11 protein-coding genes and 1 pseudogene are annotated in these 12,821 nt (G+C 50.8%); 6 read left to right on the forward strand and 6 right to left on the reverse strand.

Going from position 1 to position 12,821, the window contains the following annotated elements:
- Positions 1-175 precede the first annotated feature (175 nt).
- A pseudogene (gene yiaY, locus ACLHV8_RS00705) lies at positions 176-1,327 on the forward strand (L-threonine dehydrogenase).
- A gap of 85 nt (positions 1,328-1,412) precedes the next feature.
- A complete protein-coding gene (aldB, locus tag ACLHV8_RS00710) occupies positions 1,413-2,951 on the forward strand; it encodes an aldehyde dehydrogenase AldB (RefSeq protein ID WP_208595134.1) in 1,539 nt (512 codons plus the stop codon).
- Here aldB and ACLHV8_RS00715 read toward each other — a convergent pair.
- On the reverse strand, positions 2,948-3,913 hold the full coding sequence (locus ACLHV8_RS00715; RefSeq protein WP_108089338.1) for a LysR family transcriptional regulator: 966 nt from the start codon (positions 3,911-3,913) through the stop codon (positions 2,948-2,950). The two genes, aldB and ACLHV8_RS00715, sit on opposite strands and share 4 nt — an antisense overlap.
- A gap of 117 nt (positions 3,914-4,030) precedes the next feature.
- Here ACLHV8_RS00715 and ACLHV8_RS00720 point away from each other — a divergent pair, with 117 nt between their 5' ends.
- From ACLHV8_RS00720 to ACLHV8_RS00730, 3 genes are all read left to right on the forward strand, one after another.
- On the forward strand, positions 4,031-4,771 hold the full coding sequence (locus ACLHV8_RS00720) for a MipA/OmpV family protein (RefSeq protein ID WP_049006241.1): 741 nt from the start codon (positions 4,031-4,033) through the stop codon (positions 4,769-4,771).
- A 210-nt stretch (positions 4,772-4,981) separates the two neighbouring features.
- Complete coding sequence (locus ACLHV8_RS00725) at positions 4,982-5,167, forward strand: type II toxin-antitoxin system HicA family toxin (protein WP_041911637.1); 186 nt, start codon at positions 4,982-4,984, stop codon at positions 5,165-5,167.
- Between the two features lie 14 nt (positions 5,168-5,181).
- Positions 5,182-5,589 (forward strand): type II toxin-antitoxin system HicB family antitoxin, encoded by a 408-nt coding sequence (locus ACLHV8_RS00730; protein ID WP_049006243.1) that lies wholly within the window; start codon positions 5,182-5,184, stop codon positions 5,587-5,589.
- Positions 5,590-5,592: 3 nt separating this feature from the next.
- Here the strand turns inward: ACLHV8_RS00730 and ACLHV8_RS00735 are convergent, their stop codons facing one another.
- The 3 genes from ACLHV8_RS00735 to ACLHV8_RS00745 all read right to left on the reverse strand — a co-directional run bounded on the left by ACLHV8_RS00735 (position 5,593) and on the right by ACLHV8_RS00745 (position 10,235).
- On the reverse strand, positions 5,593-6,669 hold the full coding sequence (locus tag ACLHV8_RS00735) for a type I restriction endonuclease (RefSeq protein WP_049006244.1): 1,077 nt from the start codon (positions 6,667-6,669) through the stop codon (positions 5,593-5,595).
- 205 nt (positions 6,670-6,874) lie between these two features.
- Positions 6,875-8,824: a glycoside hydrolase family 127 protein gene (locus tag ACLHV8_RS00740; protein WP_208595135.1), complete on the reverse strand. Its 1,950-nt coding sequence runs from the start codon at positions 8,822-8,824 to the stop codon at positions 6,875-6,877.
- 10 nt (positions 8,825-8,834) lie between these two features.
- The gene (locus ACLHV8_RS00745; RefSeq protein ID WP_108089342.1) at positions 8,835-10,235 is read right to left on the reverse strand and encodes an MFS transporter; all 1,401 of its coding nucleotides are present in this window, start codon (positions 10,233-10,235) and stop codon (positions 8,835-8,837) included.
- Between the two features lie 224 nt (positions 10,236-10,459).
- Between ACLHV8_RS00745 and ACLHV8_RS00750 the strand changes: the two genes are divergently transcribed.
- On the forward strand, positions 10,460-11,269 hold the full coding sequence (locus ACLHV8_RS00750) for an AraC family transcriptional regulator (protein WP_108089343.1): 810 nt from the start codon (positions 10,460-10,462) through the stop codon (positions 11,267-11,269).
- On the opposite strand, the gene araD is transcribed toward ACLHV8_RS00750, so the two are convergent.
- Both araD and ACLHV8_RS00760 read right to left on the reverse strand, forming a co-directional pair.
- Positions 11,270-11,965, reverse strand: a complete 696-nt coding sequence (araD, locus tag ACLHV8_RS00755) for an L-ribulose-5-phosphate 4-epimerase (RefSeq protein WP_028018236.1) — start codon at positions 11,963-11,965, stop codon at positions 11,270-11,272.
- A complete protein-coding gene (locus ACLHV8_RS00760) occupies positions 11,959-12,819 on the reverse strand; it encodes an L-ribulose-5-phosphate 3-epimerase (protein WP_108089344.1) in 861 nt (286 codons plus the stop codon). Before ACLHV8_RS00760 ends, araD begins: the two co-directional genes overlap by 7 nt.
- Positions 12,820-12,821: the final 2 nt, after the last annotated feature.

A 12,821-nucleotide genomic window follows, 5' to 3' on the forward strand; every position in this document is an offset into this window, starting at 1 on the left:
GGAATTAATACAAAAATAGAATAGATAGAAAGAGATTTAAATATTAATTCACACCTTCGCAGGGTTAAATTTATTCAACCTGCGAAGGTCTTCGCAAAATCATATTTTTGATCATGTTTTTTGAGTAATCTTTACCTTATGCTGCAGACAATTTTTATCTCTTTGAGGAAATATCATGGCTGCATCTGTATTTTATATTCCTTCCGTGAATATTATTGGTTCTGATTCATTAAACACCGCAATGGATACCATGCGCGACTACGGCTGATGCCGCGCGCTGATTGTCACCGATACCATGCTGAGCAAGCTGGGTATGGTCTCCAGTATTCAACATGCTCTGAAAGAACGTGATATTTCCAGCGTTGTGTATGACGGCACGCACCCTAATCCGACGACAGCAAATGTGGCGGCAGGTCTGGAAATATTAAAAGCAAATCAGTGTGACTGTATTATTTCACTGGGTGGTGGTTCACCTCACGATTGTGCAAAAGGTATTGCGCTGGTGGCAGTGAACGGCGGTGATATTCGTGATTATGAAGGTGTCGATCGCTCTGCAAAGCCCCAATTGCCGATGATTGCGATTAATACTACCGCGGGTACGGCTTCGGAAATGACGCGTTTCTGTATTATTACTGATGAGACGCGTCATATTAAAATGGCGATAGTGGATAAGCACGTTACGCCAGTACTGTCCGTTAACGATTCCTCGCTCATGTCAGGAATGCCACCCTCACTGACAGCGGCAACCGGTATGGATGCCCTGACGCATGCGATTGAAGCGTATGTGTCTGTGGCGGCCACACCTATTACCGATGCCTGCGCGCTGAAAGCGGTGACGATGATTAGTGAAAACCTGGTACATGCCGTTGAAGATGGCAGTAACGCTCAGGCGCGTGAAGCGATGGCCTATGCACAATTCCTCGCTGGAATGGCGTTTAACAATGCTTCACTAGGCTATGTACACGCGATGGCGCATCAGTTGGGTGGCTTCTACGATCTGCCGCATGGCGTCTGTAATGCTGTACTGCTTCCACACGTTCAGGTGTTTAACAGCAAGGCTGCGGCGGGGCGTCTGCGCGACTGTGCAAAAGCCATGGGCGTGAATGTGAGTGAGATGACCGACATGCAGGGAGCCCAGGCCTGCATCGTTGAGATCCGTGCGCTGGCCCGCAAGGTCAATATCCCGGCGGGCCTTCGCGAACTGAACGTCAAAGAGGAAGATATTCCGGTCCTGGCAACCAATGCGCTGAAGGATGCCTGTGGGTTCACCAACCCGGTTCAGGCGACCCATGAAGAGATAATGGAAATTTACCGCGCCGCGATGTGACCCTTGTCGTAAACCCGTCACCGGCTGGCGAGAAAATCGTCAGTCGGGACTACCCTTGTTGTACACCAACAGCAAGGAGACGGTCATGACAAACAATCCTCCCTCATCGCGTATCCAGCCTGGCGAGTATGGTTTTCCCCTCAAGCTGAAACCCCGTTATGACAACTTTATTGGCGGTGCCTGGGTGGCTCCCGTCGACGGCGAATACTATTCCAACCTGACCCCCGTCACCGGTCAGCCGCTTTGTGAGATAGCCAGCTCCGGCAAGCGTGATATCGATCTGGCGCTGGATGCGGCGCATAAAGCGAAAGATAAATGGGGCCATACTTCCGTCCAGGACCGTGCGGCCATATTGTTCAAGTTTGCCGACCGGATGGAGCAAAATCTGGAGCTGCTGGCGACGGCGGAAACCTGGGATAACGGCAAGCCTATCCGGGAAACAATGGCGGCAGATGTGCCGCTGGCCATTGACCACTTCCGCTATTTTGCTTCCTGTATTCGTGCTCAGGAGGGCGGAATCAGTGAGGTCGACAGCGATACCGTGGCGTATCACTTCCACGAGCCTTTGGGCGTAGTAGGGCAAATTATTCCGTGGAACTTCCCGCTGCTGATGGCGAGCTGGAAAATGGCACCTGCGCTGGCTGCCGGGAACTGTATTGTACTTAAACCGGCGCGCCTGACCCCGCTGTCGGTCCTGTTATTGATGGAAGTGATTGGCGATCTGCTGCCACCGGGGGTGGTCAACGTGGTGAACGGTGCCGGAGGTGAAATTGGTGAATATCTGGCGACCTCAAAACGTATCGCCAAAGTGGCATTTACCGGGTCGACGGAAGTGGGTCAGCAGATCATGCAGTACGCGACGCAGAACATCATTCCGGTAACGCTGGAACTGGGCGGTAAGTCTCCGAATATTTTCTTTGCCGATGTGATGGATGAAGAAGATGCCTTCTTCGATAAAGCCCTGGAAGGGTTTGCTCTATTTGCCTTCAATCAGGGGGAAGTGTGCACTTGCCCGAGCCGGGCGCTGGTTCAGGAGTCTATTTACGAGCGCTTTATGGAGCGCGCGATCCGTCGTGTGGAGTCTATCCGCAGCGGTAACCCGCTTGATAGTGTCACCCAGATGGGGGCGCAGGTTTCTCATGGACAACTGGAAACGATCCTCAACTATATTGATATCGGCAAGAAAGAAGGGGCAGATATCCTGACCGGTGGCCGCCGTAAAGTGCTCGGTGGGGATCTGCAGGAAGGGTATTATCTTGAGCCGACGATCCTGTTCGGTAAGAACAATATGCGAGTCTTCCAGGAGGAAATTTTCGGACCGGTGCTGGCAGTGACGACCTTCAAAACGATGGAGGAGGCACTGGAAATTGCGAATGACACACCGTATGGCCTGGGGGCGGGTGTCTGGAGCCGCAACGGTAATCTGGCTTATAAGATGGGAAGAGGCATTCAGGCCGGGCGCGTATGGACTAACTGCTACCATGCCTATCCGGCGCATGCGGCATTTGGTGGTTATAAGCAATCGGGCATCGGGCGTGAAACGCACAAGATGATGCTGGAGCATTACCAGCAGACAAAATGTCTACTGGTCAGTTATTCCGATAAACCTTTGGGACTGTTCTAATCACTCCGCTCAGGCCGTCCATTGACGGCCTGAGCAATTTGCTGGCGCAGGCAGTTTAGTACGCCATCCAGGACGTATTGCACACGCCAGGGTTGATATTCGCGCTTGCGGAATATGGTCGTCAGGTCGAGCCACCACTCCTCCTGATGCGGGAAGCAAGGGACCAACATTCCCTGCGTTAATTCTTTTTTCAGGCTCTCTTTGGGAGCAAAAACAATTCCAAGGTTATTTCTTGCCAGTTCCAGGGCCGTCTGCGTATTGTCGCAAATATAGTTTCCGGTCACTCTATAATCATGGATCTCATCGCTGCCATGCACGCGGAAACGCCAGATGTTTGCATCATCAACCAGCATGGAGTCTATAAGAATACAGGAGTGGTTAATTAAATCTTCAGGTCCCGTTAAGGGGTGTTTATTTAAATACTCTTTGGTTGCAAATGCTGTGACCGAATATTTTGTTAAAACACTCGCAACCAGACTTTCGTCTTTCGGTTGCGCATAGGTGATTAAAATATCGCAGTCATCAGGAAAGGAAACACCTTCTGAATATTCATTCCGATCCAGGTTGTACGTTTTCAGGGAGATGCGGATATCACCGATGTCCTCTATCTTGTGGATCACGTGTCGCGCGAGGTAGGTCACAATGCCCGTAGGGGCATAGATTGTCACTTTTCCACGTTTTTCGTGCTTGTAATCAGCAATGAAATTAACAAGTTGGCTGTTTTTGTCCAGCGAGGCGTTAATGTAAGGGAGTAATGCTTCACCGAACTGGGTCAGGGCCAGCTGGCGCGTGGTGCGCTCAAAAACCTTAAGTCCAACCCGTGTTTCAAAATCAGAGAGATATTTACTGACGTTGGCCTGCGCCATGCCCAGCAGGGCGGCGGCATCGCCAATACTGTGGGTTGCTGCGATGACGGATATAATTTTTAATTCGCGTGGCTTTAGTTGTAATTTACTCATCATGCACACCAATCTATATGATTTTATATATAATATTATATAAAGCGCAGCGTTGCATTGACAAATTTGTAACCATTATTATTCGCCTCGCTTGTTTGGCGTTTAAATGGATTACATGTAATGACTATTAAATACAATTTACTCATCGCTGCCACGTTATTTGCAACATCATCTGCAATGGCCGGTGACTTTTCACTTGGAGCGGGGGCTGTATTTAATGAGTCTCCTTACAAAGGATATAATGAAAATACAACGGCAGTACCGTTAATTAGCTACGAAGGCGATCGTTTCTATGTGCGCCAGACCACAGGAGGGTGGATCCTGTGGAAAGATGAAAAAAATGAATTCAGCCTGACCGCATCCTGGATGCCGCTCCACTTTGATCCTGATGACAACGACGACCATCAGATGAAAAAGCTTGATGAGCGAAAAGCCTCTGCCTTCCTCGGTGGTGCATACTACCGCCATGAAAGCTGGGGTTCGCTGAAAGTGGCGGTCTCTGGTGATGCCACGGATGAAAGCGGCGGCGTGATCGGTGAGGTATCCTACTTCCGTCCAATCCGTATGGAACGCCTGACACTGACGCCATCTGTCGGTATTTTCTATAGCGATGAGAGCTATAACGACTACTACTACGGGGTATCCGGCAGTGAGTCTCGTCGTTCAGGCCTGGACGAATACACCGCGGGTGACAGCTGGACGCCATACGTTGGTCTGGCGGCTAAATATCAGTTAACCCAGAAACTGTTCCTTAACGCCAGCGCGGTTTATACCGTGTTACCTGATGACGTGAAGAACAGCCCGATGATCGACCGTGACGACAGCTTCGCGCTGATGACCGGCCTGACCTGGCGTTTCTGATGCGATAAAGCCGGGTGGCGGCTTCGCCTTACCCGGCTTACGATAGCCCCTGCATTTTTATCTGCAATCGACTGTAATCCTCTTTTCTTTTCCCGATGCTTCTTCCTGTTCCGACAAAAGCGCCTGCACTGATGTTTCTCAATACGCTAATGTGATTCGACCCGGTAGTGATGGTGTGTGTCATGTGTATAATCATGGAAGGATTGGGATGTGAAAAGTGCGGATGTGATTACTGTTCTGATCGGCCATGGCTGGAAATGTGTCAGAACGAAAGGAAGCCATCATCAGTTTCGCCATCCCGAACAGAAAGGGCTGGTTACAGTCCCACATCCTAAGAAGGATATTAAACCGGGCACTCTCGCGCAGATCTGGCGGCAGGCGGGGATTAAACACTGATATCAGGAGTAGTTATGTTTTATCCGGCTTACATTCATTCTGACTCAGACGGAAGTGCCAGCGGTTTTTTCCCTGACGTTCCAGGTTGTTTTTTTGCAGGTGTTTCCCTGGATGAGGCTTTTCAGGATGCTCGTGATGCTCTCACAGCACACTTTGAAGCGCTGTTTGAAGTGGAGGAAACATTGCCTCTTCCGGGTAATGTTGATACACATCTGGAAAGTCGTCCTGATGACTTCATTGGTGGGCAATGGCTGCTGGTGGACATTGATATGAAACAGTTTGATGGCAGGGCAGAGCGTATCAACATCACCATGCCCCGTCGTTTACTGGTAAAGATTGATTCCTTTGTCAGTGAGCATCCTCAGTTTAGCAACCGAAGCGCATTTCTGGCTGAGGCAGCACGTCGCGTGCTGCCCCGGTAAAAATTAATTATACAGAGCTGCTGTTGCTTTCAGGATATCTGCAAAGGAATAGATATCATCGACTGTCGTTATTGGGTGACGCGTTTCGTTTTTTTCTATGTCGAAAAGTCCGATGTATTTTTGCGTGCGATTAAAATGCAATCGGCAAAGGGGTTTGCGGTTGTTATCATCCACAAGGATACCAAAGTAGCTTTTGGTATCTCTGTGAGTGATACGAGGTGCCTCCAGTACCGCTCTGGTGATTGCTTTAACAATATGATATCCCTCGAGCTCCTCTAGCGTTGTTACCACATCGCTTTCGTCTTTATGTTCGTCTTCCTCAATATGCGATGACTCATTTGGAGTTTCGATGATCGCTGGGGTTATGCCTGTAATGGCTGACTTGAGGCGCTCATTTACCTGATCATTTATGTACTGGCTTGCAGCTTTTTTAGTCAAATTTAAAAAAGACTCTCTGACTTTTTGGGTGAGAATCCCATCATAAACTCGGGATGCAAAAAATTTCACAAAGTCATCTTCAGGGTTATTTAGCTGAGAATGCAGGATTTTTTTGATTTGGCTGACATATTTTAATTCACCAGCAGCATTGATAATTGATTCCAAATCAAACGAAGATTTAGTTAATTTTTTTAACTCAGGTATTATATTTTCGTCAATATCAAGAAGATCTACCTCCAAAAAAGGTTTTTCATCCATTTTATTAGGAGCATCCAGATCGGTAAAGAATTTATAGTTTTGTCCATTGGTGAGGATTGAGATTCTGGCATTTGTTACATGAAAATACCTGAATAACTGCGAGGCATGATTTATATTCAATGGTTCGCCAATTTTCTTACATTCAATAAGTATCTGTACATCATTGTTTTTCATTATAGCATAATCGATTTTCTCACCTTTTTTTGTACCGATGTCACAGACAAACTCAGGTGTCACCTCTGAAGGATCAAAAACATCATAGCCCAGAACGTTATGAATGAACGGCATTACAAATGCAGTTTTTGTTGCTTCTTCAGTATTAATTACATCAAGTTGTTGTTTGATTTTATTTGATAAGGCATTTAACCTTTCAGTGAATTCCATGGGATATCCTTATTTTGAGCTGTGTGTCTTTATGGAATAACACTAAAATGCATGTCAGACAATGGTATGTCTGAGTTGAACGGCTGCAAAAAAACAATACCGAGGGTTAGATCACATTGTCTTTCAATCTATGATAATCAGTGAGCTCGGCATCACCGAGCTCGATAAAAATATTATATATTAATAAAGGTGACATTATTTTTGTTTATGCTTCATCCACCCAAATCCGCATTTCTCCTTCTCCCCGGTTAGCCCAACTAAACCAGGGAATAAAGGTCAGCGTCTGGGGCTGACGTTGTACTGGCGAGCGGTCATACTGCCACAGCGCATCCTTGTCCTTCACGTGACAGCCAATCCCCTCTGCCTGTATCAGCATCTTGTGCGCGAAAATCCCTTTCCCTTCAAAGACCCGGAACTCGCTGTCTTGCGGCAAGGAAAGGTTATGCAGATTGGCACCGTTATCCGCTTCTTCCAGGCAGTAAACCAGCGGTCCGCGCTGTAGCGCGACTTTCCCTGCCTGCTGGCGTACCTGCGGGTTCCCATACACCCGGCGAACGGGCATCGGTAGCGTCAGCGTGACGACATCTCCTTCTTGCCAGTTTCGGGTCAGGTAGAGATATCCCCGTGAAATTTCACCTGTAGTGTCTTCACCGTTCAACGATACGCCAGGCGCCGCGCACCAGTCCGGCAGCCGCAGGGCTAGCGTATGCGTGACGGGTACAGGTGAGGTAATTTCGATTTTTACCTGTTCATGCCACGGGTAGTTACCGCTAATCCGCAGCGCCAGGGTTTCATCGCCAACCGGAATAACGACATCGTTGCCGACGTAGAGATTAATAAAAAGCGCATCCTGGCGAACGGTATAAATGTAATGCCCCAGCGACGTCAGCACGCGGGCGATATTCGGCGGGCAACAGGCGCAGCCAAACCAGCGCTGGCGGACGGGTTTTACGTGATCGTAGATATGGTTGAACGTCAGGGTTTTCGGATGTACTTCCAGCGGGTTTACATAGAAGAAGTGCTTACCGTCCAGCGCCATGCCGCCGAGTACCGTGTTATATAGCGCGCGCTCCATCACGTCGGCGTAGTGACCGTCGGCCTCCATTTCCAGCATCCGGCGGGCAAACATCATCAGACCGATGGAGGCGCAGCTTTCGGCATATACCGTATCGTTGGGCAGATCGTAATCGCTGCTAAAGGCTTCCCCGCTGCTTTGCGACCCAATCCCGCCGGTAATGTACAGCTGGCGCTGGGCCATGTTGTTCCACAGCCGCAGGCAGTCCTGGCGTTTTCCTTCGTCATGACTCAGGCGCGCCAGATGCGCCATGCCCGCCATCAGGTAGACAAAACGCACCGCGTGGCCGATGGCCGTTTCTTGTTCAGCAAGCGGCTGATGCGCCTGGCTGTAGGCTTTGTCCTTGACCATCCAGGCGGGCCCGTAGGTGTTCCAGTATGATGTTCTGCCGCGCTTCTCGTATTCGATATCATAGAAGTGAGGCTGTACACCGCGTTGTTCGATGAAATATTTCACCAGTGCCAGGTAGCGTGGCTCCTGCGTGATGTCGTACAACCGCATCAGCGCCAGCTCTATTTCCGGGTGACCCGGATAACCGTGTAGCTGGTTCTCGCCGGGGCCAAACACGCTGTCGATGTGATCGGCCAGTTTGCACACCACCTCCAGCAGACGGCGTTTTCCGGTTCCCTGAAAATATGCAACGCCAGCCTCAATCATGTGTCCGGCACAATACAGCTCGTGGCATTCAGCCAGATTCGTCCAGCGCGCTTCAGGGGCTTTCACCGTGAAATAGGTGTTGAGATAACCGTCTTCGCATTGTGCCGCCGCAACCAGCTCAATTACCTCATCAGCAGTTTTTTCCAGGTCTGAGTCAGGCTTCTGACACAGGGACCACGCTACGGCTTCCAGCCATTTTGCTACGTCACTGTCCTGAAACACCATGCCGTAGAATTCGCCTTTCTCCAGACCCGCCGCAATACGGAAGTTGGTGATGGCGTGGCTGGGTTCGGCTTCCGTCACGCGATCGTTCAGCGCATCCCACTGGTAGGGGATCACCACATCGCGTACCAGCCGTTGATATTGTCCGAGAAACGGGTCGTTAATTTTCAGTTTATGCAGGTCGGCTTCCATTATGGACATCTTGTTCTCCTCAGGACTGTACGTGACGCTGGCGCAGGTCGGTGGCAATGCGCGACATCATTGGATTGTTGAGTCTGCACCAGCGAATTGAGACAGCCAGCAGCAGGTGGAAAAGAGCAGGGAGTAATGTCTCCATGGCGGTGATACCTTGCAGAGATGCCGGCGTCTGGTTACCGGCACCAGGTTGATAGGCTACGGCGATAAACACCAGGCTGATGATCCCGGCGCTGGAAGCCCATGCGAGCTTGATGAAAAACAGGTTAAAGGCGAAGTTCATGCCCGACGAGCGCACGCCGTTTTTCCATTCGCCGTAGTCGTCGGCGAAGGCCATCAACGAGAAGTGCAGCGGCAGCGTAAAACCCAGGATGACGCCGTTGCTCAGGATTACAATCAGCCAGAGCGTCTGGTAATTTGGTCCGCCGGGCAGGAACCACATTCCCGCCGCGAGCACGGCCAGCACCAGGTTGGTGTAATAGTAAAGTTTGACCGTATCAAAACGGCGGGACAGCGGGTTAACGATCACCGCCCCAAGAATGGCCGCAAAGGTCACCATGGTAAAAAACAGTGAGGTGTAGGCGGTGCTGCCCTGAAGCACGTAGGTGATGAAATACATGTACCCGCTGCCGCGGATGTTAAAAACGTTGATCAGCAGGAAGGACATCACCAGCATTAACAGCAGTTGGTCGTTTTTACGCAGGCCAGCCAGGTGCTCGCGCAGAGTGAATTTACCCATCAGTGCCAGCGGGACACGCTCACGTACCCAGAAAAAGCAGCACAGGAACATCACCACGGCGACGGCGCACAGCACGCCCACGCCAAGCTGATAACCCTTCGCGGCATTACCCTGGCCTAATACGGATACCAGCCACGGCAGACCAACAGACACTAAAAATCCGGCAACGCCGCACAGCACAAAACGCCATGACTGGCAGGAGATCACCTCGTTGTGTCGGGTTGTCATGGTGTTGATCAGCGCGCAGTAGGGCACGTTGATGGCGGTATAGCCTACGGATAACAGTAAATAGGTACCGAACGCCCAGGTAATTTTTACTCCCATGCTGGCTTCCGGGACGGTGAAGGTCAGTACGCCGATGATCCCAATCGGGAACGCGACCCACAGCTGCCAGGGGCGAAAACGTCCCCACCGGCTTTGCGTGCGGTCAGCAATCACGCCCATTACCGGGTCGGAAATGGCGTCAAATACACGCAAGGCAATAAATAGCGTGCCAACGAGCGCAGGCGTCAGACCAAAAATATCGGTATAGAAAAAGGTGAGAAAGTTCATGATAAGACAGGTAATGACCGTGCCGCCCGCGTCACCCAGGCCGTAGCCTATTTTTTCGCGAACTGACAGGCGGTCATCTATTGCCGGTTGTGCAACGTCAGATTCTGTAATCGGTGTGGAAGTCATGAGGTAACTCCTCGGTAATCGATTTTTATCGTATTTATGCAAGGTACTCCATTTATTCTGCACCGAACGACAGGGCCAACAAGGGAAGGGAAAAGTATAAAAAGATGACAATTCCGACCTGATGCTAAAAATGTGAGTTGGATCGGGAAGGGATATTAATATTTATTAATAATCAATGAATAAACTCAATTTCCATGACGATAAAAGCGGGATGGTGAATACCGATGCTTGAATTATCCATAGCGCTTCCGATTAAGGTACAAAATGGCGGGTTATTTATTTCCCGAGGTGTGGGTCGTCATCCGGCGCGAAAGCTGGCGTCGTGGGAAATAATTTTTGTCGAAAAAGGGACGTTAACGATCCTGGAGGAAAACACCCTTTTTGAGGTGAAGACTGGAGAAAGTTTATTGCTTTGGCCGGATCGGCGGCACGTTGGTGTGGAGGATTTCCCGGCAGATCTCAAATTCTACTGGCTGCACTTCGAAGTGGAAAACACAGGGCAGGGCTCCCCCTCTCTGGCAATAGAACAGCATTGCAGCGTCAGGGATGCGCAATATGTCATTTCTCTGTTCCGTCAGTTTCTGAGTGAGCAGGAAAAATTACAGCGTAGTATGGCGCTGGAGCTCCTTTTACTCCTGATTTTGCAGCAAGTTTCGCTCTCTTCGGGGTATGAGGACAAAATGGATGAGGCTGGAGCCGCAATGGCGTGGAAGGCGAAACAGCTTATTCGCACACAATTTCATTTACCCCTCTCTACTTCGAAGCTCGCCAGAGAGTTGCACTGTAATGCCGATTATCTGGGGCGCGTGTTTCGTCGCACTTTTCACTTAACCCTGACGGAGGCGATACATCGCCAGCGCGTCAGGGCGGCGGAAAAGCTGTTACTGGATGGCTCTGCATCGCTCACCGAAGTGGCAACCCGCTGCGGGTTTAATGACGTGGGCTATTTCCGGCAGATATTTACCAAACACACGGGCTTAACACCCGCCGTCTGGAAACGGCGGTACTGTAAGGAACACATCAATTCCGGGTGATTACTGCCCGTAATAGGCATTCGCCCCGTGCTTGCGAAGGTAGTGCTTGTCCAGTAGCTCCTGTTGCATCACCGGTAGCTGCGGTGCCAGCTGACGTGAAAACAGGCCCATACAGGCGCACTCTTCCAGCACCACCGCGTTGTGTACTGCATCGGCCGCATTTTTTCCCCAGGCGAACGGACCGTGAGAATGGACCAGCACTGCCGGAATTTGCATCGGGTTTAAGTCGCGCTCCTCGAAGGTTTTGATGATCACTTCCCCCGTCTGATATTCGTATTCCCCGGCTATTTCAGCCGTGGTCATCAGCCGTGTGCAGGGGATCGCGCCATAAAAGTAGTCGGCATGCGTGGTGCCCCATGCAGGTAAATCCAAACCCGCCTGCGACCAGATTGTGGCGTGGCGGGAATGCGTATGGACTATGCCGCCAATCTCAGGGTAACGGCGATACAATGCAAGATGCGTTGGCGTGTCGGAGGAGGGCTTTTTGCTGCCTTCGACTACCGCACCCGTGGCAAGATCAACCACCACCATGTCGTTTGCGGTCATCACGTCATACTCTACGCCGGAGGGTTTGATCACCATTAGCCCGCTTTCGCGATCGACCGCGCTGACGTTGCCCCAGGTAAATGTCACCAGCTGGTGGGCGGGAAGCGCCAGGTTTGCTGCCAGCACTTCAGCTTTGAGTTGTTCTAACATGTCATGCCTCCTTCCTGCATACGGGCTTCAATCCAGCGACGCGCCTGGATGATTTCCAGTACGGGCTCTTTTGCTTTTTCAGTCCACATTTCAATCAGAAACGCGCCGCGATAGTTCAGTTGGTTCAGCGTGTTAAACACGCCGACAAAATCAACACAGCCTTCGCCAAACGGCACATCGCGGAACTGTCCCGGGCTGTTTTCAGTGACGGGTTGGGTATCTTTCAGGTGGATTGCGGCAATACGGTCAATGCCCAACGTCAGCTCGGCGGTGACATCGTTGCCCCACGCGCTCAGGTTTCCGACATCCGGGTAAACGCTAAACCACGGTGAAGCGAGCATGTCGTCCCACTTTTTCCATTTGCTGATCGAGTTCATAAAGGCGGTGTCCATGATCTCCACTGCCAGCATCACCTGTGCCGCAGCGGCTTGTTCCACCGCCCACGCCAGCCCTTCTGCGAAGCGCTGCTGGGTGCCCTCGTCGTGTTCTTCGTAGTAAACGTCATAGCCAGCAAGCTGAATGGTGCGGATACCTAAATCACGCGCCAGCCTGATGGCTTTGGTCATGATTTCGCGGGCGCGCTCGCGCACGGCTTCATCGCGGCTACCAAACGGGAAACGACGGTGGGCAGATAAGCACATGGATGGAATCGACACGCCGGTTTCCAGCATGGCTTCAACCAGCGATGCACGCTGCGTGGTGCTCCACTCAAGACGTGACAGACGTTCGTCAGTTTCATCAACCGACATTTCGACAAAATCAAACCCGCAGCTTTTCGCCAGCACCAGACGTTCCGGCCAGGTGAGATCTTTCGACAGCGCTTTTTCGTAAATACCCAACGGATGCTGACGCATGG

The organism is Enterobacter sp. CPE_E863 (genome assembly GCF_046521465.1).
Taxonomy (GTDB): domain Bacteria; phylum Pseudomonadota; class Gammaproteobacteria; order Enterobacterales; family Enterobacteriaceae; genus Enterobacter; species Enterobacter adelaidei.

Excerpts from the sequence above, each read along its gene's own strand:
- aldB (WP_208595134.1), top strand. The coding sequence starts at position 1,413 with ATGACAAACAATCCTCCCTCATCGCGTATCCAGCCTGGCGAGTATGGT.
- ACLHV8_RS00715 (WP_108089338.1), bottom strand. The coding sequence starts at position 3,913 with ATGATGAGTAAATTACAACTAAAGCCACGCGAATTAAAAATTATATCC.
- ACLHV8_RS00720 (WP_049006241.1), top strand. The coding sequence starts at position 4,031 with ATGACTATTAAATACAATTTACTCATCGCTGCCACGTTATTTGCAACA.
- ACLHV8_RS00730 (WP_049006243.1), top strand. The coding sequence starts at position 5,182 with ATGTTTTATCCGGCTTACATTCATTCTGACTCAGACGGAAGTGCCAGC.
- ACLHV8_RS00735 (WP_049006244.1), bottom strand. The coding sequence starts at position 6,669 with ATGGAATTCACTGAAAGGTTAAATGCCTTATCAAATAAAATCAAACAA.
- ACLHV8_RS00740 (WP_208595135.1), bottom strand. The coding sequence starts at position 8,824 with ATGTCCATAATGGAAGCCGACCTGCATAAACTGAAAATTAACGACCCG.
- ACLHV8_RS00745 (WP_108089342.1), bottom strand. The coding sequence starts at position 10,235 with ATGACTTCCACACCGATTACAGAATCTGACGTTGCACAACCGGCAATA.
- ACLHV8_RS00750 (WP_108089343.1), top strand. The coding sequence starts at position 10,460 with ATGCTTGAATTATCCATAGCGCTTCCGATTAAGGTACAAAATGGCGGG.
- araD (WP_028018236.1), bottom strand. The coding sequence starts at position 11,965 with ATGTTAGAACAACTCAAAGCTGAAGTGCTGGCAGCAAACCTGGCGCTT.
- ACLHV8_RS00760 (WP_108089344.1), bottom strand. The coding sequence starts at position 12,819 with ATGCGTCAGCATCCGTTGGGTATTTACGAAAAAGCGCTGTCGAAAGAT.